Annotated in this window: 10 protein-coding genes; 7 read left to right on the top strand and 3 right to left on the bottom strand. The window is 51.2% G+C overall.

The genetic code is table 11. From position 1 onward, the window contains the following. The first annotated feature begins 38 nt into the window (after nt 1–38). Entirely contained in the window at nt 39–161 is a 123-nt protein-coding gene (locus tag ADICEAN_RS23475; RefSeq protein ID WP_009193554.1) for a hypothetical protein, read from the top strand. Between the two features lie 18 nt (nt 162–179). Here the strand turns inward: ADICEAN_RS23475 and ADICEAN_RS00665 are convergent, their stop codons facing one another. Then, complete coding sequence (locus ADICEAN_RS00665; protein ID WP_040395884.1) at nt 180–6854, bottom strand: HYR domain-containing protein; 6675 nt, start codon at nt 6852–6854, stop codon at nt 180–182. A gap of 1661 nt (nt 6855–8515) precedes the next feature. Here ADICEAN_RS00665 and ADICEAN_RS00660 point away from each other — a divergent pair. Next, nucleotides 8516–9754, top strand: coding sequence for a site-specific integrase (locus ADICEAN_RS00660; protein ID WP_009193552.1), 1239 nt, complete (start codon nt 8516–8518; stop codon nt 9752–9754). Between the two features lie 137 nt (nt 9755–9891). Here the strand turns inward: ADICEAN_RS00660 and ADICEAN_RS00655 are convergent, their stop codons facing one another. Together ADICEAN_RS00655 and ADICEAN_RS00650 are read right to left on the bottom strand one after the other, a co-directional pair. After that, a complete protein-coding gene (locus ADICEAN_RS00655; protein ID WP_009193551.1) occupies nt 9892–10995 on the bottom strand; it encodes a hypothetical protein in 1104 nt (367 codons plus the stop codon). Next, the gene (locus tag ADICEAN_RS00650) at nt 10988–11341 is read right to left on the bottom strand and encodes a helix-turn-helix domain-containing protein (RefSeq protein WP_009193550.1); all 354 of its coding nucleotides are present in this window, start codon (nt 11339–11341) and stop codon (nt 10988–10990) included. The genes ADICEAN_RS00655 and ADICEAN_RS00650 overlap by 8 nt, the downstream gene beginning before the upstream one ends. Before the next feature lie 245 nt (nt 11342–11586). Between ADICEAN_RS00650 and ADICEAN_RS00645 the strand changes: the two genes are divergently transcribed. From ADICEAN_RS00645 to ADICEAN_RS00625, 5 genes are all read left to right on the top strand, one after another. Next, nucleotides 11587–12462, top strand: coding sequence for a hypothetical protein (locus ADICEAN_RS00645; RefSeq protein ID WP_040395883.1), 876 nt, complete (start codon nt 11587–11589; stop codon nt 12460–12462). Nucleotides 12463–12858: 396 nt separating this feature from the next. Then, a complete protein-coding gene (locus tag ADICEAN_RS00640; RefSeq protein ID WP_009193548.1) occupies nt 12859–15027 on the top strand; it encodes a type I restriction-modification system subunit M in 2169 nt (722 codons plus the stop codon). Between the two features lie 10 nt (nt 15028–15037). After that, a complete protein-coding gene (locus ADICEAN_RS00635; protein ID WP_009193547.1) occupies nt 15038–16930 on the top strand; it encodes an ATP-binding protein in 1893 nt (630 codons plus the stop codon). Further along, nucleotides 16927–18300, top strand: a complete 1374-nt coding sequence (locus ADICEAN_RS20760) for a restriction endonuclease subunit S (protein WP_009193546.1) — start codon at nt 16927–16929, stop codon at nt 18298–18300. Before ADICEAN_RS00635 ends, ADICEAN_RS20760 begins: the two co-directional genes overlap by 4 nt. Then, nucleotides 18290–21328, top strand: a complete 3039-nt coding sequence (locus tag ADICEAN_RS00625) for a type I restriction endonuclease subunit R (RefSeq protein WP_040395882.1) — start codon at nt 18290–18292, stop codon at nt 21326–21328. The genes ADICEAN_RS20760 and ADICEAN_RS00625 overlap by 11 nt, the downstream gene beginning before the upstream one ends. The last annotated feature ends 2 nt before the right edge of the window (nt 21329–21330 follow it).

Genomic DNA, 21330 nt, shown 5'->3' with positions numbered 1-21330 from the left:
AGAAGAAGGTATTCTATCCTCCCTCTTGAAAAAATGATATGGTATCTGACTGGCCCTATAGCCTGATCTCCCGCACCAGCTTAGGCAGGAAGGGGGTGCCCGGCATGCAGGGAAATCAAAACAAAAAGGCCGCTCCGGAAGAAGCGGCCTTTCTTATCTAATGAAAAAACTAGTAAGGACTACTGCCTCACCAGCTTGAAGTGTTGCCGCTCGCCATCCAGTTCGGTGATTACCAGGTAAACGCCTCTTGGCAGGGAAGGATCAAGGGCGATCTCTTCCAGTTTGCCTCCCCTGGGGATGTCAAAGCTGCGCTCCAGCACTTTCATGCCAGCTGCATCGGCTATCTGAAGGGTAAGGATACCCCCCTTCTCAGTTTGAACGCTGATCTTCAGCTGGTGCTGGAAGGGATTGGGGTATAGGGCAATCGACTCCCGGCTGGAGAAGCGCACCAGTTCAGGGCCATAATAGTCAATTGACCCATCACTATCGGTTTGCATCAGACGGTAATAGCGGTTTCCCGTCTTGCCAGGCTCCCGGTCGGTGTAGCGATAGAGCTGCCTGCTAGTGGAATTTCCCCCTTGGGTGGGCACAAAGGCCAGCTTGCGGTACTGACTCCCATCTTCTGATACCTGTATCTCAAAGCCGGTATTGTTCTCCTCCTTGGCCGTAGCCCATTCCAGCACAGCATCTCCTCCAAGCTGCTCGGCCGTAAAGTAGAGCATTACCACCGGAAGCGGCTTTGGATCTATTCCTTCCAGAATAAGTTCCTTTATACAGGTGCCAGCAGGGGGAATCACCACCACCTTAAGGTTGATGTAGGCCGCTACCGTAAAGGAGTTTGTCTCGGTGATGGCGATCGTATTCTTGCTCCACTCTCCGGCATAATCGTCCCAGGGATACCAGGCATAACGCAGGCCTTCAATAGCCGGATCATAGTCCTTTACAATATATTCCCACTGGGCACTTTCGTTTCGCCACCATACTTCCAGCTCAGCATCGGGCTCCGTGGCAGCGCGTACCTCAATGGTGTTGCTTACGGTATTGGCACAGCCCAGGGCATTGGTATATGTATAGCTATAGGTGTGGGTGCCCGGGCCGGCAGCCGCCGGATCGAATTGGTTATTGCTGATGCCCGTTCCGCTGTAGCTCCACGAGCCGCCAGTGCTGTTGGATGAGCCGCCATCGAGCGTAAAGGGTGCATCCAGTATGCAGACGCTTATTGCCTTCAGGGCTACCTCCGGAAGGGGGTTTACCTTTAGGGCAACAGGGGCATATACGCTACAGCCGGTAACCCCATTGGTGAGTTTGGCATATACGGTGGCGTTGCCACTGGTATAGGGACTGCTGATGGGGCTAGTGCCGTTGGCGCTGGTATACCAACCTGTAACCGATACACCGCTGGCCGAACCCATAAGGGTGCTGCTGGCGGTGGACAGATCAAAGCTGGCCGTACCTGATCCGGCACTGCTTTCGCACAACTGCAGGGAGGCAGGATTCACTGGCGGTACGGGATTTACGGTAATGGTAAAGGTTCTGGCAGCTCCCTTGCACCCATTGGCTGTAGGGGTTACTGTAATGGTGGCATTGATAGGGGCAGTAGTGGTGTTACTAGCCGTATAGGTCGGAATAGTGCCTGTGCCGCTAGTGCCAAAGCCAATATTATGAGAAGACTGCCAGCTATAGGTAGTTCCTGTTAGTGTGCTGGCAAAGGGTATGGCTGCTCCGGCATCGCCATGGCAGTGTGTTCTAGCTTGTATCGCAGATAGCACGGGCAGTGGTTTTACCACCAAGGTGCCGGCCGAAAGTGTTTTGGTCAAGGCAGTGCAGCCGTTAGAAACCCTTACCTTAACGTCGTAGGTGCCGGCCTGTGGGCTAATGGTGATTGAGGAAGTGGTATAGTTGGTTACTGCATTGGTGGCGGTATTCTTTACTTCCCATGCATAGGTGATTGGGTTAGGGCCGGTTTTGGTGGAGAAGGTTACTCCAAAGGTAGCCGATTCGCCTTCGCAGATGGTCTGGCTACTGCCAGCTGTGGCGGCGAAGTCATTTACCCGTATTGTAACAGTTTGGGAAGTGGCGCCCCCGGAGCACTTTGTACCGTCCTGGAAGACCTCATCAATGGCAGAAGTAAAGCCAATTGATACCACATCTCCATCAACAAAGCCGCCTGCCGGGCCGGCAGATGTGAAAGTAAGCGCCCCAACGCCATTAGCACCATAGTCGGTTGTACCCAGGCTGTAGGTGGTTCCGCCCCTGTTAACATTCCAGGCCAGTTTCAGCTTGAAATCTGCATCATCCCAGTGGGTAAAATTCTGATCAAGGCTTGCTTTAAACGTAACTTCGTCTCCTTTGCAGATGGGGTTGGGGTTAGCAACCAGAGCGATGTTATATTCTGCGATCTGGCCGGTATAGGTGCGGCTTGATTCACCGCTTTTGATGGTTTTTCCACACAGGAGAGGGCCGGACACCTCCACTGTATAATAATCCATGGAAGAAAGGCCCGCGTTTTCAAAAAACACACCATCACTGCCAACGCGTTGTTTGTTGTTTTTGAGCCACTGGTATTCAAATTTTTCAGGATTCATTTCCTGGCCGCTTCCTACCACCACATGGGGGTTAAAGAAGCGGTACGAATACTCGATCATCCACTGAGGGGCATCGGCCGGAAACGGATAGGCGGGGTTGGAAACGGGTATCTCTCCAGGCTGAAGTAGGGTAACGCCATCTGCCCTAACGGCCTGGCCGCTGGCATTTACCAGCCAGGGATAAATAATGGTTTGGGGGTCCCGGTATACTTTCGCCGTATGGCGTACATTATCTCCCCGGCAAAAGGGCTTCGGCAGCGACTCTACCACAACGTAGTAGGTAGACTCTTTGATGGTTATTTTTTTAGTAGCCGTACTGGTACAGCCCTTTTCGTTGGTATAGGTGTAGGTAATGGTATGGGTTCCCAGGGGCTGGCCACACATATTGGCCAAGGACAGTTTATCCCCATTCACCGTCAGCTTTGTGTTATTCGCATAGAGAATTTCAAACACCCCTTTGGTAGGAGCGGTACCAGGAACAGGCGAGCCTGTCAGCAGATAATCCGGATCTCCGCTGTACAAGGTTTGGCCGTCGGCAACTCCGCTTATGCTAACGGTTGGCAGCGGATGCACCTTTATTGTATGGCTGGCACTTTTACTGGTATTGTTGCATCCCAGGGCAGTTACGGTAATGGTAGCATCTCCGCTGAAATCCTTATTCCAGCTTACCGTGCCGTTGGCAATGGTTCCCGCAGTAGATGGTGCAATGCTCCAGCTGTAGCCGGTAGCATTGGTAGCGGAGGCGCTAAAAGAGGTAGTGCCAGTTCCCTGACAGCGCTCGGCTAGAGGAGAAGTAAATACCGGCGCCCCCAGGCTGTAGGTAACCGTTACGGTAAAGCTGGCAGAGGTAGTGATGCCTGCAGCATCGGTGGCGGTATAGGTGATGCTGGTAGTGCCTATGGGGAAGCTGGATCCACTGCTGGGGCCTGCTGTCTGGGCAATGGTACTGCCGGAGCAGTTATCGGTTGCTGTTGGGGCAGTCCAAGAAGCCTTAGCCACGCAGCTGGCATCGGCAACCAGGGTGATATTGGCAGGAAGGTTAGCGATAGCCGGAGCCAGTTTATCTTTGGCTGTCAGCAATACCGTCTTTACGTCGGTATTGCCGGCAGCGTCGGTAGCAGTTACAGTAACAGCGATGGTTCCATTATGAGAGGCAGCCACAACTGTACCAGCAGCAGGGCTTTGGGTAATGGTTGTTCCGGCGCAGTTATCCGTGGCGGTTCCTCTTACATCCGGTATGGTTACCAAGCAGGTGGCATTCAGGTTCACTTCCTGGTTGGCGGCTGGTGAGAGTGCGGGCTTTTCCTTATCGGTAATGGTAATTGTCTGAGTCACCGAAGTAGCTGTATTGCCGGCGGCGTCTGCGGCATTCCAGGTGATGGTGGTAGTGCCTGCAGGATAGGCAGCAGATAAGGCCAGCCCATCACTTCTGCTGCCTATGGGGGTTACGGAGCTGCAATTGTCTGTAGCAGCGGGAGTAGGGATGCTTAGTGCAGCGCTGCACTGGCCAGCATCCGTATTGGCAGTGATAGCGGAAACAGCGGCAATTACTGGCTTTTCATCATCAGCAACGGTTACGGCCTGGGTGGCTGAGGCAGTATTACCGGCTGCATCGGTTGCGGTCCAGGTTACGGTAGTGGTGCCTACCGGGAAAGCATAAGTAGTGGGATTGATCTCGTTCCCGCCCACATAGGCTTTTACAGAAGCCACACTGCAGTTATCTGCCGTAGTGGGCGTACCCAGCGCAACCTTTGTGCTGCAGTTGCCGGTGCCATCAGCAGAGGTTTTGGCGCTTGTGATAGCGGGAGGTGCCGTAATGGTAGGGTTTTTATCATCTGTAACCGTTACGGTGATCTGCTCAGTGGCTTTGTTGCCGCCGGCATCGGTTACCGTATAGGTAAGGGTACTTACCCCCAGGTTAAAGGTTCTGGTGCCTACCTGTCCTGAACCGTTACCAGTGGTAGTCCCTGTAAGGGTCCAGCTCAATGCACTGCCCGAACAATTGTCGGTATAGGTGAGTGTAGGGATGTTGATCGAAGCTGTACAGACACCGGCATCGGTTCCCTTGGCCACATCTGCAGCTGCGGTGATAACAGGGGCTTGGGTATCCTTAATAATCACCTTCTGATCAGCAGTAGAGCTATTTCCACTTCCATCATTGAATGTCCAGGTAATGGTATACGTACCCTGCTGGGTGAAGGTAAGGGGGGTAGTTGTGGTGGTACCGGTGATAGTTCCTCCACAGTTGTCGGAAGTGGTAGGAGCCGATACGGTTACCGAGCACTGGCCTGTGACATCCGCAAGACTAGGCTTAACGGGAGGGGTTACGTCTTTGGCGGTTAGCGTTACGGTTTTGCTGGACGTATTGCCGGCGGCATCGGTAGCCGTTACTGTTACGGCGATGGTTTGGTTGTGCGAAACGGCCAATACAGCACCCACAGCCGGGTTTTGGGTAAGGGTGATCTGAGCTGCACCTGAACAGTTATCAGTAGCAATGCCCCTGACATCGGGGATGGTCACTGAGCAGCTGGTAGCGCTGATGTTTACATTCTGGTTGGCCGCCGGAGTAAGAACCGGAGCGGTCTTGTCCAGCACGCTTATTTGCTGAGTAGCCGTAGCCATGTTATTAGCAGCATCGGTAACGGTATATGTAATGGTGGTCGTACCCAGATTAAAGGTTCCGGTACCGAGTTGGCCAGAGCCGCTTCCACTGGTGGCGCCGGAGAGGGTCCAGCTTAGGGAGCTGCCCGTACAGTTGTCATCGAAGTGTGCAGCAGGTACGGCAACCGAGGCGGTACAGCTGTTGCTGGCTGTGTTGACACTAAAATCAGCCGTAGTGGAGATGCTAGGGTTTTGGGCATCACTAACCGTTACGGTTTGTGATCTTGGCTCAGCGGTATTTCCATTGGCATCGGTTACATTCCAGATTATGGTGGTGGTCCCTGTCGGGTAGGGGTCGGTTAAGGCCTTGCCATCGCTACGGGTGCCAATGGGGCTGCCCACGCTGCAATTATCAGTCGCAGAAGGGGCGGAGATACTGATGCTGGCACTACACTGGTTGGGATCTGTGTTGGCCGTAAGTGCAGAAGCAGTAGCAATCACTGGTTTCTGGGTATCGGTAACCGTTACCAGTTGTGTGGCGCTAGCTGTATTGCCAGCGGCATCGGTAGCCGTCCAGATAACGGTAGTATTCCCAAGGGGGAAGGTAGTGGGGGCATTGTTGGATACTGTAATGTAGGCAGCAGCAGCGCAGTTGTCGGATACGGTAGGAGTACCAAGCGCTACACCGCTTGCCTCACAGGTCGAATTTGCAAGAACGCTTACAGCAGCAGGTGCCGTGATGGTAGGCTTGGTGCCATCCTGAACGGTGATGACCTGGGAAGCAGAAACTGAATTGTTGGCAGCGTCGGTGGCGGTCCAGGTTCTGGTAATAGAGTAATTATAGTAGCCGGCCTGAGTGGGGTTGCTGCTTTGAGTGCTTTCTTCTTTCAGGTTCACCGCAATGGGGTTCGTGCAGTTGTCGGTAGCAGTAACTGAGGCGACTGCAGGGACATTTTCGCAGCTTACGGTCATATCAGCAGGTACACTGCTGAGCACAGGTGTGGTATCATCGACCACAGTTACTGTCTGAGTAGTAGTAGCTTTAAGCCCGAGATGATCTGTAGCTGTCCAGGTGACGGTAGTAGTCCCAAGTGGGAAAACAGTGGGGGCATCATTGGTTACAGAGGCAACCGAGCAGTTATCGGCTGTAACAGGAGTGCCAAGCACTACACCTGTTGCCTGACAGCCGGCATTGGCAGGTACGCTTACTGCTGCGGGGGCGGTGATGGTAGGGGCCTGGGTATCGGTTATGATTACCTTTTGCTCAGCGGTGCTGCTGTTACCGTTGCCATCATTGAAGGTCCAGGTGATGATATGTGTGCCTTGTACGTTGTAGGTTAGTGGATCTTCAGTGGTGCCGGTGATGGCGCCTGCGCAGTTGTCTTGAGCCGTTGGAGCCGAGCTGACTGTTGCTGAACACTCGCCGGTGACAGTGGTGATCGAAGCAGGTGCAAGTGGAGCTTCAGTATCGCCGCCGGTATAGGTTATCACCGCATTGGCAGCTGCATTTCCTGCAGCATCAGAGATGCTGTAGGTGTAGGTGGCTGTCCAGGAAGCATTAGTGCCAGTAACAGAAGAGGTAAGCAGCGTTGCGGTTACGCTGCTGCAGTTATCAGTATACAGGCCGGCAATAGTAGATTCGGCTGGAGCAGCGGGAGCATTTGTCATACACAAATTGTCATGGGCTCCGCCAGGAAGGCTACCTATCAGACTAGGTGCCTGAACGTCCTTTATTGTTACTGTTTGCTGTACTTCCTCTGCATCATTTCCGCTTTCATCCGTTGCTGTCCAGGTAATAATGGTAATCCCTACGGGATAGGGATCTGCTAAAGCCTTTTGATCACTTCTAGTCCCAGTAGGGGTTACCTCGCTGCAGTTGTCAGTAGCCGTAGCTGTAATTGCTACCACTGCACCACAACTATCGGGATCATTATCTTCTTCTATAGCTATATCCTGAACTGTAATTGTTGGCCCCACACTATCTGTATCACAACTTCCCAATGGGGGTGCCTGTCCTGCCCCTTGCTGAGGCATTAACAAAGCGCCACTAAAGCATAAAAACAAAGCAATAAGCCGAGACTGCTTTCTCTTCTTGGCAAATAAAATCAGTTGAGTAGAGATGTTTTTCATAAAATCAGTTCAAAAGTGAGCAGAGGTTCCTTTGATCGGGACCGGCTTTTTTTGACAGTAAAAATTGAGCGACAAGCTGCGGAATAGGCCGTATACTGACCAATCCATGCTTAACGGGTTAGCTATATGATAGGAGGAAGAGATTAGCCGGCGGATCTGATACAACAGAAACCATTTTTACACCAGGCCCAATAGACAGGTGCCACATGAATCCAGGGCCAGGTTTTGAACAAGGGGAAAGGTAGAGAGCGTACATAGGCGAATAATCTTGGAGAAGGAGTCAGGTGCTTAAAGCATTACTTGAACTACTGAAACGCAAATGTAAGTTCAATGTAATTAAAAATTAAAATATTATTAAATATATTTTTATTAAAATTTTAACTTTTATAAATCCAAAAAAATAAAACCTTTATAATTTGTTCTGCTATTGTGCCTGTAGAATACTTGCTAAACGATCAGGTGCAGCTTTATAGTAAAGTAGGGGTTCACCCCCTTTTCAGGCAGGGTAAGGTTCAGGACACCACTTAAAAATTTGAACTACAGGAAAAATAATCAGAAGAGCGCTCCAAAGTGATACTACGGATAAAACTCTTGAACGGTTGGAATATATGGAAGAGATTGGTGAAGTAAGAGCAGTGCCAACAATTCTGCTCTCACTCTTTTCAAAGCACTTCTTACTCTAGTAGAAAAGCATGACAGGTACATCCTGCTAAAAAATGCTGTTATCAAACTTGCTGTAGTAATGCGTTGATGGGTCAGGTTGTGTACTTGTTTATGGGAAGTTGCAGGCATCCCTGGAGACGCAAGACCTGTTGGGGACAGAGAATGTCCTTGTTTTTACCGCGTTTTTTTGCTGGCAAGCAACCGCTACTATTGCAAAGAATTTACCCCCTCCCTCCTCAGATATACCAATAGATCATCCCCAGGACGTGCGTGTTTTTACATTTTGTGCACAAAAAAAGCACTTACCGCATGTTATAGCAGTAAGTGCTTCATTTTTAAGCTCCCCAGCTTGGGCTCGAACCAAGGACCCCCTGATTAACAGTCATACTTCCCCGGTTTTCAGGCCTTTGCATCGGTTTCGAAATATTTGTTTAAATGGCTTTTAAAGCCGATTTTTCGTCCAACGTTCTATGACCGCTTATGGCCTTTTGCCGTAAATGTATGTAGATTGTATGTAGGTCTCTTACCTCTCAACCATGGCAAACGTTACAACCGACATCGTGCTGGATACCCGGCACCTACATAAGGACGGTACCTTCGCCGTAAAACTCCGGGTCACCTCCCAGCGCAAACAGAAGTATTATCCCGTCATGGTGGACCATGGGCAGGTGAGTTTAACCCAGGAAGACTGGCATAGGGTGTATGGACAACGCCCCAGGCAAGACTACAAAAACCTTAAGCTGGCTTTCGAAGCATTCGAGAGCCGTGCCCTTAAAATCATTTCCGAGCTGCCGGTTTTCACCTTTGAGGGCTTTGAGAAGCGGCTTTCCGCTAAAGGCAATCCGGATGATTTGTTCTCAGCTTTCCGGGAATATGAGGAGAGCCTGAGAAGCGCTGGGCGTGCCAGTACGGCAGATTCGTATGGAACTGCGCAACGGTCTCTGGAAAGGTACTGGGGGAAGAATAAGCTACCTTTTGATCAGGTCAGCGTTGAGTTTCTAAAGAAGTATGAGGAATGGATGTTGAAGGAAGGTAACTCAACTACTACGGTGGGAATTTACCTGCGCTACGTCCGTACATTGTTCAACCTGGCGATCGAGGAAGGAGCGGTCAAGCAGAGCCAGTACCCTTTTGGAAAGCGTAGGTATGAGATTCCGGCTGCCAGAAACGTAAAAAAAGCGCTTCTCCCGGCAGATATCAGAAAGTTGTTCCTGTACCAGCCGGCAACAGATAGTGAGGCCAAAGCCCGGGATCTGTGGCTCTTCAGCTACCTTTGCAATGGGATCAATATCCGGGATATCGCGAACCTGCAGTACAAAGATCTTGATGACGGTAAAATTACTTTTGTCAGGGCGAAAACTCGGCACACTACCCGCAAAAACCTGAGGCCTATCCAGGTGGTGCTGCTACCGGAGGCGCTGCAGATCATCGAAAGATGGGGGAATAAGCCGGCATTGTCCGACTCTTTTGTGTTTCCTATCCTTGAGGAGGGGCTGTCCGCAGAAAAGGAATTGGCCCGTGTGAAACAAGCGACGAAGACCATCAATACTTATGTAAAGCGGATTGCCGGGAGTTTGGGCATTGGAAAACATGTTACTACCTACACGGCCCGCCACTCTTACTCTACGATCCTGAAGCGATCCGGGGCACCGATTGAGGTGATTTCCGAAAGCCTGGGCCACAACAACCTTAAAACGACGGAAAGCTACTTGGATTCCTTCAGCGATGAAACCAAGCGCAAGTATGCCAGTCATCTAACCTCTTTTCTTGACTAGGAGTGAATCGGGTAGGAAGGTTTGAGTGGAAGCCTGTGCGGGGTAGATGCGGGGTAGTACATGCTACGAATCTGGGACAGGTACAAGCACGGAAGGGCTAGCATGGCGACTGCTTCCAGTCCCACACTAGCCCTTCTTTAACGCTGGTCTCGTTGATACTCCTTTTTCCACTCAGGCTGTTTTCGTTCAAAGTATTTCTGAAGACCTTCTCGGAGGCAAATTTCCATTATGAGACTCATACCCCCCGGAACGATTGATTCTGAATCCTGCGAGCTGTCTAGATAGATTAAATAGAGCTTCTTCAGCATTCCTTTAATATGATTTTTGCTTTTCACCGTATTACCCGTCGCAGGCAGCTGAAATGCTGGAGGAAGCCTACTCCAATCAATTAAATTGAGGTACGGCCAGCGAGTTTTATTGGCCTGTCCTTTTTTTGGTTTTACTTTAAAACGCAGTGCCTTCTCTCCTTCGTGCCGAATCAAGCTAAACAGAAACTGCTGATCCGTTAGCATGTCTATTTGTGTTTCTAAACCCTTTGGTACTTTTACATACCTGAGTTCTAGCCGATTAATTTTTCGGTTCTGGATTAGGTAGAGGCCATTCTTTTTCCAATAATCAAGAATATATGGTTTTTTCTTTTCGACATCGCTTTGTTTGTCATAGATCTGGAAATGACGCCGCGTGGTTAAAGAATATACCCGTATCGAGTCTACAAAGCCAATTGGGTTATTAGATATTTTACCATAGGGAAGGGCTCCGCTGTAGGGCTGACCCTTTCTCTTAAAAAAGCAGTAGTTATATCTGTCTATGAGACTATAAGTATCTAATGCTATATGAAGCATCCTGACGTTGCTAAAATGAAGTCCAGAGTAGTTATTAAAGATTTGTACATGTTTATTCCAGTCAGCATTCGTGTAGAACTGTGTGTTCAGCACCGAAAGGGTGACCTGGCCATTTCCTGCAAAGTGTAATTCGCCAAATTCCTCGTCCCCGATCTTAACTTTGATGGGTGCGAATCTATTCCTCATCTCAAGTCTTAGGTATGGGTACTGAAGATTAGCATACGTACCATGATCATGATCTACTTCTTTGAAGCCTTCCATTAGACCAGCATGAGTGCCTGTGTAAGCGGCTTTAAAGGTATCAACAGTGGCTACCACATTGGGTTCATCCTTGTAATTCGAGCCCTTGTTATACTGGTAACTGAAGTTACCGGCACCGGAGAAGTTACCGCTATACATTTCGCCCTCCTTTCCTTTTATAAGTGTAGTTCGCTGCCTGCTCCATAGCGTCCTGGCGGGTCTGCTGCCGGCCTTCCCGCAGCCAGGCATCCAGCTGGTCTTTTTCGAAGTAGAGTTTGTTGCCCCGCTTCATGTGTGGTAGCTCGCTGGCGGCAGTTTTGGCGTACACTGTGGATACGGATAGCTGCAGATATGCCGCCGCGGCTTTGACGGAGAGGAACTCCGTTTTTGTTGGTGCATGCTTGGAAAACTGGTATTGCACCGCTTTCTCTACGGAATGGAAAATAAGCTTCTCCAACTCGGCTGCAGTAAAGCCGAGCGCATTGAATTGCGTCATGTTGTTCATTATTTAATTGATGAATTTACCTGTATACACGGAAAGAGAAATCCAGTACACGTCCCCAGCTAATGTTTTTTTCATCAGCGAAGCTTATCTGAAGAATTATGTGTATACCCGAAAAAATAGCACTAATACACGTCGATGTAGGTTTGCTTTTTTGTTAAAGGCCATACTGATGTATCCTAAAACCGATGAACCATACTATTTAATGTTCTGTATATAGCAGGCCTCCATCATAGGCCAGTTAGATTATGACTGTACATTTACCTTCTATAATGGGATGGAGTAAGAAACAAACCACCTCCCTCCTGACAGCCAACCACCAACTGCTCCAGGAGCATGAGGATACCATCCTTCAGGATCCGTACTTGTACAGCTGCCGATTAGGCCTTCAGTGTTCAATGGGATTTATAGGGAGCCTGAATCTGCGCCTGGGCCACCTGCTTAAAATATGGAAGCAAATTCCACAGAATAAGGGTAGGGCTATTCGGTTGCTGGAGACGAGAATTTCAACCTTTTCAAGCGATAATAGCAGCCACTGGTATGACATAGAAGCGAATGCTGTACAGGCAGGCTACCTTATCTTTTATCGTAATAATAGTATCCCTCTAAAGCGATATTTACTTGATCTCGCCAAAAGTCCTGCTCAGGAAGTTTTTGTAAGCCTCTCCCAGGTGATAGAGCAGATAAGCAATTCCGAATGCTGTGATTATAGCAAACAGTTGCGTTACGCCCATGAACAATTCCTGGCTGGATTGGAGAACATTCAACCTTCACTCTCGCAGGATCAGCGGGTAAACGTGGATGCTCATAGCACAATAGCCGGTGGGATTCACCTTCAGGTTAAAATCCCCTCAATGAGCAAGAAGGTTGTTTCCTTGGGCCTGATCGATCACAAGGCTACCTATTACCGGGAAGAGGTCGACACCCTGATCCAGGAGATTGCCTTGGATACTGGCTTCGCCTTTATGAAAAAGGATGTGCGGGAAAACACATTCGTGTTCTGTCGCACATTCAGCGCCTACGATATTGCTGAGTGGTATGCGCCATCCACCCTACGCAGTATATCCGCATTATTCTTACGGTATCAGGCGGGGATGGAAAAAATCAATACAGAGATCCACTAAAACAACCCCTTTGGAGTGTATAACCCGGCATTTTGGTACCGGTAACCCCCCATTACGGTACCAAAACATGAGCCGGTTTCAGCGTTCACCACAACAGTAAGCCCCATTTCCCGCATAATGAGCTGGGTTTATAGTTTTTTATAGGCCAGGAAAATTTGCTCCCGAAAATTTCCGCAAAAATTCCTCAGAAAATTTTTCTGGCGGGGCCTCCGTGTGTAGGGGGTAGCCTACATTGTAGGAACAGGTAGGGCGGGATACCTCCCCGGGGTAGGCGGGGTCCCTCCCCGCCCTACAATGTCATTTGGGGTAACATTGTGAATATTTGTTGTTACTTTTATTGGTTAAGCCAGGACCAACCGATAGATTGCCGGACTCAACTGCTATTCCGCAACTGTCATGACGCAACACAAGCACCCCGAACTGGTAGGCCTTATCTGGAAGATTGCTGACGGCCTCCGTGGCCCCTACCGCCCACCGCAATACCGACATGTGATGCTGCCGATGATTGTGCTGCGCCGGATGGATTGTGTACTGGAGGAAAAGGCCGATGAGGTGAAAGCCAAATACGAATCCCTGAAGCAACAGGGCTTTGAAGACGAAGTGATCAGCCGGATGCTGGGTAAGTTTGCTGCCCCCGATCGAAAACAGCCCCTTTACAATACCAGCGGGTATACCTTCAAGCGTCTGCTGGCTGATCCGGAGAATATCGGTCGCAACCTGGTTGCCTACCTTCATAGCTTTTCTCCCATTGCCACGAAGATATTCGAGAAGTTCGGTTTTGAGAAGGAGATCGAAAAGCTGGAGACGTCCAATCGTCTGTACGGAACGGTAAAAGCTCTTGCCAATGTAGACCTGCATCCCGAAACCATCGATAACCTGCAGATGGGGTATGTATTTGAAGACCTGGTGCGCAAATTCAACGAGCAGGCAAACGAAGAAGCGGGAGACCACTTTACCCCCCGGGAAGTGATTCGCCTTATGGCCAACCTGGTCTATACGGCTGATGAGGATATCTACAAGCCGGGAGTGGTACGCACGGTCTACGACCCTACCTGTGGTACGGGTGGCATGCTTTCGATATCTGAAGAGTACATCAGAGAGTACAATAAAGATGCGAGACTGGCCTTCTTTGGACAGGAATACAATGAGGAGTCATGGGCCATTTGCTGCTCCGACCTGCTGATCAAGGATGAGCCAGTAGATAATATAGTATGGGGCGATACCCTGGGCGATGGGAAAACTGGCGATGGCCATGCGGGTAAACGTTTCCATTACCAGCTGGCAAACCCGCCTTTCGGGGTAAAATGGGAGACGCAGTCTAAGGTGGTGGAGAAGGAGCATAGGGAAAAAGGGTTTGATGGGCGGTTCGGTCCCGGTACGCCCCGCAGCAACGACGGTTCGCTGCTCTTCCTGCTCCATATGATCTCAAAAATGCAAAGGGCTCCGGAAGAAGGAGGAGAAGGCTCAAAGATTGCCGTAGTCTTTAATGGCTCTCCGCTGTTTACAGGCGATGCTGGCTCGGGTGAGAGCAACATCCGCCGCTGGATCATTGAAAACGACTGGCTGGATGCGGTGGTTGCCCTGCCCGATCAGCTGTTCTACAATACCGGCATCAGCACTTACATCTGGCTGGTAACGAACCGCAAGCCGGCTGAGCGTAAGGGTAAAATACAGCTCATCGATGCCACCCAGCACTTCCAGAAGATGCGCAAAAGCCTCGGAAACAAGCGAAACGAGCTGTCCGAGGCCCACATACATGACATCACCCGACTCTATGGACGCTTCCGCCAGAATGATGCCTCCGATTTGGAAGAGGCGCAGCTACGAGGCAAGGTATGCAGCAAGATCTTCTCCAATCGGGAGTTTGGCTACCTGAAAATGACGGTAGAACGTCCCCTGCGCCTGAACTTCCAGGCGACGCCCGAGCGCATTGCCCGGGTGCAGGAGACAACAGCTTTTCAAAACCTGGCGACCAGCAAAAAGCGGAAGGACGATAAGGTCCGCCAACAGGAAATTGAGGCCGGGCAGGCACTCCAGCAGCAGATTCTGGGTGTACTGGAGAAGTTGGTCGACAAAGGGCTGTACCGCAGTAGAGCGCCCTTTCTGAAAGCCTTTGATGCCGCCTTTAAAGCCGCCGGTATTAAGCTGGATGCCTCCCTGAAGAAAGCTATCCTGGCAGCGCTCTCCGAGCGAGACCCGGAAGCCGAGATCTGCCGGGATGCCAAAGGAAACCCCGAGCCGGACTCGGAACTACGTGATACAGAACTGGTGCCGCTGCCAGAAACAATCGCTCTCCCCTTGCCAGTGGACTACGACAGCAAAGCGGATAACATCCTCTTGCTCCAGCTGGTTCAAGCACACCTGCAAGCATACCTGGAGCAGGAGGTAAAGCCGCATGTACCTGACGCCTGGATCGACTTTAAGAAAACCAAGGTAGGGTATGAAATACCGCTTAACCGGCATTTCTATGTGTACGAGCCACCACGTCCGCTGGAGCTGATCGAGGAAGAAATGAAGGCCCTGGAAGGAGACATCATTTCGATGCTGCGGGAGGTGGTGCAGTAAAGTGCAGAAGATGGAGTCAGCAGCAAATTTAATAAAGCAATTAAACCGCACGGACGAAACCAGCCGCATCGAAGTAAAGGAAGGGCGGAAGGTTGACCGCTCCGTTCTGGAAACCGTCTGCGCCTTTGCCAACGAGCCGGGTCTTGGAGGAGGGTACATCCTGTTGGGCGTAAAAATGACGGGCTTAAGCCTGTTTCCCGATTATGAAGCCACCGGCGTAGCGGATACGGATAAGCTGCAGTCAGACCTAGCCTCCCAGTGCGCCAGTGTATTTAACCAGCCCATCCGGCCCGATATCCGAATAGAGGAGGTGAGCGGCAATCTGGTCATGAGTGTGTATGTGCAGGAGCTACCCGAAGGAGCAAAACCCCTTTACTTTCGGAATGAAGGCTTGCCCAAGGGTGCTTACCGGCGCATAGGACCCACCGACCAGCGCTGCACGGAGGATGATCTTCAACTGTTCTACAACAGTCAGGAGACATTTGACAGTCAGGTCGTGAATGGCAGCTCCCTGGGCGATCTGGATGAAAATGCCATTGACTTTTACCGCAGCCTCCGGGCACGTGTGAACCCGGCAGCAGAGGAGCTTACGTATGATGATCAGGAGCTGCTCCAGTCGCTCAACTGCATTACCCGTAAAGGCGGGGATTGGGTGCTTACCTATGCCGGGCTTTTGCTCTTTGGCTCCCGTAAGGCCCAGCGCCGGCTGGTGCCCATGGTGCGGGTGGATTATGTACGGGTGCCCGGCAACGAATGGGTAGCCGATCCGGACAACCGCTTCACCACCATCGACATGCGGGGTTCTCTGCTCCTGCTGGCCCAGCGTGCCTACGATGCCGTGGCCGACGATCTGCCCCGGGGCTTTCTGCTGCCGGAAGGGCAGCTGCAGGCGGAGTCGCTGGGCCTACCAGGCAAGGTACTCCGCGAAGCCATTGTAAACGCCCTGATGCACCGATCCTATCGGGTGCACCAGCCGATCCAGATCATTCGCTACAGCAACCGGATCGAAATTAAAAATCCTGGCTACTCGCTGAAGCCTACTGATTACCTGGGTGAGCCTGGCTCCCGGGTGCGCAATACTTTCATCGCGGCCGTCTTTCATGAAACCAACCTGGCAGAGAACAAAGGGAGCGGCATTCGCTCCATGCGCCGGCTTATGGAGGGTGTGGGCATGGCACCGCCCACCTTTGAATCAGAACATGCCCAGGACCAGTTTACAGCCCGCTTACTCCTGCATCACTTCCTTACCAGGGAGGACCTGGAGTGGCTGCAGGGTTTCGCCGAGTTTGGGTTAAATGACAACCAGAAAAAGGCGCTTATCTTCATCCGGGAAGTAGGTGCCGTCGATAATTCTACCTATCGGCAGCTCAATGGCTGCGACAACATGAAGGCTTCCATGGAGTTACGGGACCTGGCCGTCCATGAACTGGTGCAGCGGAAAGGGCAGGGCCGTGCCACCTACTATGTACCCGGAGTACAGCTTAGTGCACCAGCTGCTGTCCCTGGTGCCCCAGTTGGTGGGCAAAGTACACAAGGTAATGGGCGAAGTACACAAGGTAATGGGCGAAGTACACAAGCTAATAGCCAAACTACACAAGCTACTAGTCAAACTACCCAAGGTAGTGACCAGAGTACCGAATCTTTTCCTGCTCTACCCCCTGACCTTTCCGGGCAAGTCAGCCAGCTGGGCAAATGGAAAACCGATCAGGCAACCATGGAGAATGCTATACTTGCTTTATGCAGCTGGCAGCCGCAGTCCATGGAGGCGCTGGAGTATTACCTGCAACGGGACCGGCGCTACCTCTTTCGGAAATTTGTGCAGTCCCTCCTGAAGGATAACCGCCTAAAGTATAGTATACCTGACATGCCCAAGCATCCGGAGCAAACCTACAAAACGTCATGACAGAAAAAAGATATCCTGTTTATAAGCCCACTGGAATTGAATGGTTTGGTGATGCGCCGGCACATTGGGAGGTGAAACGGCTAAAGCATCTCATAGATAAGATTGAACAGGGTTGGTCTCCCCAGTGCCACAATCAAGCCGCTGAAGAGGGAGAATGGGGTGTTCTTAAGGTAGGGTGTGTGAATAGCGGAATCTTTGATCCTTCTGAAAACAAGGCGCTCCCATCTGATCTTGAGCCAAAGCTGGAATATGTGATACGAGCCGGGGACATCTTGATCAGTAGAGCCAATACAAAAGAGCTAGTAGGCAGCGCTGCAAAGGTCAAGGCTGTAGATGCAAAGTTGCTTTTGTGTGATAAGTTGTTCCGGATAGTAACGTCAGGTAAAGTGCATGATGAATACCTGATCTATACTTTGCGATCAGCGGTGGCACGGCACCAATATGAAAAAGATGCGACTGGCACCAGTGGTTCCATGCAAAACATTGGCCAGGACACTATAAAGAACTTGTTGGTAAGTCTACCTCCATTGAAGGAACAGGGAATTATTGCTGATTTTTTAGATGGAAGAACAGCACAAATAGATGTCCTTATAACCAAGAAACAAGCCCTGCTGAAGCTACTGGATGAGAAGCGTACGGCGCTGATCACCCAGGCGGTGACCAAAGGCTTGAACCCCGATGCTCCGCTAAAGCTGTCCGGCATCGACGGGCTGGGGGATATCCCAGCACACTGGGAGGTGAAGCGGTTAAAAAATCTTGTTACCAAAGTTGGTAGCGGGGTTACTCCAAAAGGAGGTAGTGAAGTGTATGTGGATGAGGGTATAATGTTTCTGCGCAGTCAAAATATCCATTTTAATGGATTGAGACTTGAAGATGTTAAATACATCTCGGAGGAGACCCATGAAGCTATGGCTAACTCACAGGTGAGCAACGGGGATGTACTACTTAACATTACTGGAGCATCTATTGGAAGGGTAACTACCTACACATTACATGAGGAGGCTAATGTCAATCAGCATGTTTGTATTATCCGGCCAGTAAATAATTCGTATTCCGCCTTTATCCGGTACCTGCTGACTTCGACAATTGGTCAGCACAAGATCTTTGCGGGTCAGGTAGGCACATCGCGTGAGGGGTTGACCTTTGAAGAAATAAAAAACTTTCAGTTTCCCATTCCCCCTGTTGAAGAAGTTGGGTTGATTGTTTCAGAAATAGAGAAGAACTGCCAGTTGATTGACAGATTAGCTGAACAAAATACTCTGGCTATCAACAAACTTAAAGAATACCGTTCCTCCCTCATCACCCATGCCGTAACGGGTAAGATCGATGTACGGCAGTATGCCCCTGAACCATACGCCCATGAAGCATAAGGAAATCGAGTTCGAAAAGGCGATTGAGCATTGCCTGCTGCAGCCCGAGAGCGGTTACGAACTGGGTAACCCAGCTGCCTATAATGCCGAAAAGGGGCTATTTCCACAGGATATCATCACCTTTATCCGGAAGAGTCAGCCCAAACGCTGGGCAATGCTGGAGCAGTTTTATGGGCAGCAGGCCGGGGAGGCGCTGATCAGCGACCTGGAAAAGGAACTGGCGGCCAAGGGCGTACTGCATGTGCTGCGCCACGGTTTCAAATGCTTCGGGAAAACGTTTCGCCTGGCCTATTTCACACCCAACACCCGCCTGAACCCCAAGGCCTGGGAAGACTATGGTAAGAACCGCCTAACCGTTACCCGGCAGCTGCACCAAAGCCCGAAATTTCCCATGCAGTCGGTGGATGTGGTGCTGGCCCTCAATGGCCTGCCGGTGGTTACACTGGAGCTGAAAAATCCCCTTACCGGCCAAACGGTAGCGCATGCCAAAAAACAGTACCGGGAGCGCGATGCCCGAGACCCGCTCTTCCGCTTCAAGGAGCGGGCGCTGGTGCATTTCGCCGTCGATCCCGACGAGGTATACATGACCACCCGGCTGGAAGGAAACAGTACCTTCTTCCTTCCCTTCAACCGGGGCTTCAAGAACGGAGCCGGCAATCCGCCGTCCAATTACGACAACTACCGTACCGCCTACCTATGGGAGCAGGTGCTGCAGAAAGACAGCCTGCTGGACATCATTGCGCGCTTCCTTCACCTGGAGGTTACGGAGAAGGAGATCGCAGTGCCAGAGGGGATAAAAACGATTAAAAAAGAGATCCTGATCTTCCCACGTTACCACCAGTTGGATGTAGTGCGCAGCCTGGTGGATAGCAGCCGGGAAAAAGGGGCCGGTTACAACTACCTTATTCAGCATTCGGCCGGCTCGGGCAAGTCGAATTCCATCGCCTGGCTGGCGCACCGCCTCTCCAGCCTGCACAACGAGCAGGACGAAAAGGTATTCAACACCGTCATCGTCATTACCGACCGCCGGGTACTGGACCAGCAGCTGCAGAATACCATTTACCAGTTTGAGCACAAGGAGGGAGTGGTGCAGAAGATCGAGGAAAACACCCAGCAGCTGGCCAAGGCCCTGTCGGACAATACCCCCATCATCATCACCACCATACAGAAATTCCCCTTCATTGCCCAGGCGCTGGAAACGCTCGCCAAAAAGGGTGAAGGCGTGAAGATTGAAACGGCCGGCAAGCGCTTTGCCGTCATCGTGGATGAAGCTCATAGCTCCCAAAGTGGCGAAACGGCTACCGAGCTGCGGAAGGTCCTGAACAAAGAAGGCATACAGGCGGCCATTGCCAGCCAGATGCTGGAGGAGGAAGACGAAGACCTGAGCGAGGAGGCACGGGAAAATATGTACCAGGAAATGCTGAAGCGGCCCAAGCAGCCCAACATCAGCTTCTTTGCCTTTACTGCCACGCCGAAGTATCGTACGAAACTGAACTTCAACGAACCCGGCCCAGACGGTAAATCACCCTTCCATCTCTACAGTATGCGCCAGGCCATTGAGGAAGGATTCATCATGGATGTGCTGGCCAACTACACCACCTATAAAGCCTACTACGGGCTCATTAAAAAGACTGAGGATGATCCGGAGGTGCCGAAGAAAAAGGCGGCCAAAGCCCTGGCGCGTTTCATGAGCCTTCACCCCCATAACATCCGGCAGAAGGTGGAGGTAATTGTAGAACATTTCCGCCTGCATACCCGGCACAAGATCGGCGGCAGCGCCAAGGCCATGGTGGTTACCGGCTCCCGCCTGCATGCTGTACGCTACAAGCGGGCATTCGACGAGTATATCAAAGAAAAGGCATATACCGGCATTCGTTCCCTGGTAGCCTTCTCCGGTACCGTCCAAGATCCTGATATTCCGAATAGTGCGTATACCGAGGTGGGCATGAACGCAGGGGTGAAGGAAAGCGAGCTGCCCGAGAAGTTTGCCACCGATGCCTACCAGGTGCTGCTGGTGGCTGAGAAGTACCAGACCGGCTTCGATCAGCCGCTATTGCACACCATGTACGTGGATAAGCGTCTGGCCGGCATACAGGCGGTACAGACCCTTTCCCGGCTGAACCGCACTGCCCGGGGCAAGGAAGATACCTTTGTGCTGGATTTTGTGAATACGCATGAGGATATCTATGAAGCGTTTAAACCCTACTATGAAGCAACTGCCATCGATGCGGAACCCGATCCGCACCAGCTCTCCAAGCTGCAGCATACGCTGGATCAGTGGCAGGTATATACCTATGCGGAGATCGTGGCTTTCTGTGAAGTGTGGTTCTCCAACAAGAAAGACCCCTCTGTCTCCGATCATAAGAAAATGAACAGCATCCTGGATAAGGCGGTGGAGCGGTTCAAAGAACAGTCCGAGGCCGAGCAGGAAGAGATCAAGAGCCAGATGGCCTCCTTCCAGCGCCTCTATGGTTTTATCTCGCAGATCGTCCCCTATCAGGATTCCGCGCTGGAGAAACTCTACACCTACCTGCGCTTTTTGCTCACCAAGCTGCCGCATCGGAACCAGGAGCAGTTTCAGCTGGTAGGTGAGGTAGCCCTGAAATACTACCGCCTGCAGCAAATAAGCGCCGGCTCTATCGAGCTGGGTACGGGGGAGGCTGATCCGCTGAAAGGACCGACGGAAGTCGGCACAGGTGCCCCCAAAGATGATAAGGTAAACCTCTCCATGCTCGTGGATAAGCTCAACGACTTGTTTGGGACCGAATTCACCAAAGCCGATGAGCTTTTCTTTGATCAGGTAGCTGAATCCGCGGCGGCCAAGGATGACATTATCGCCACCGTCAGGGCCAATACCTTCGAAAATTTCATGCACTACTTCATGACCGCTCTCGACGGCCTCATCTTTGAGCGTCTGGACGGCAACGAAGAGCTGGTGAAGAAAACCATGAACAACCCCGACATGTACCGCACCGCCGCTCAGCACCTGGGCCGGGATGTGTACAACCGGGTCAGCCGGCGGGAGTAAAA

Origin of the sequence: Cesiribacter andamanensis AMV16, assembly GCF_000348925.1 — a bacterium.
GTDB classification, from domain to species: Bacteria; Bacteroidota; Bacteroidia; order Cytophagales; family Cyclobacteriaceae; genus Cesiribacter; species Cesiribacter andamanensis.
Note: the sequence above shows the minus strand (reverse complement) of the source record. Positions and strands in the feature narration are given on the sequence as shown.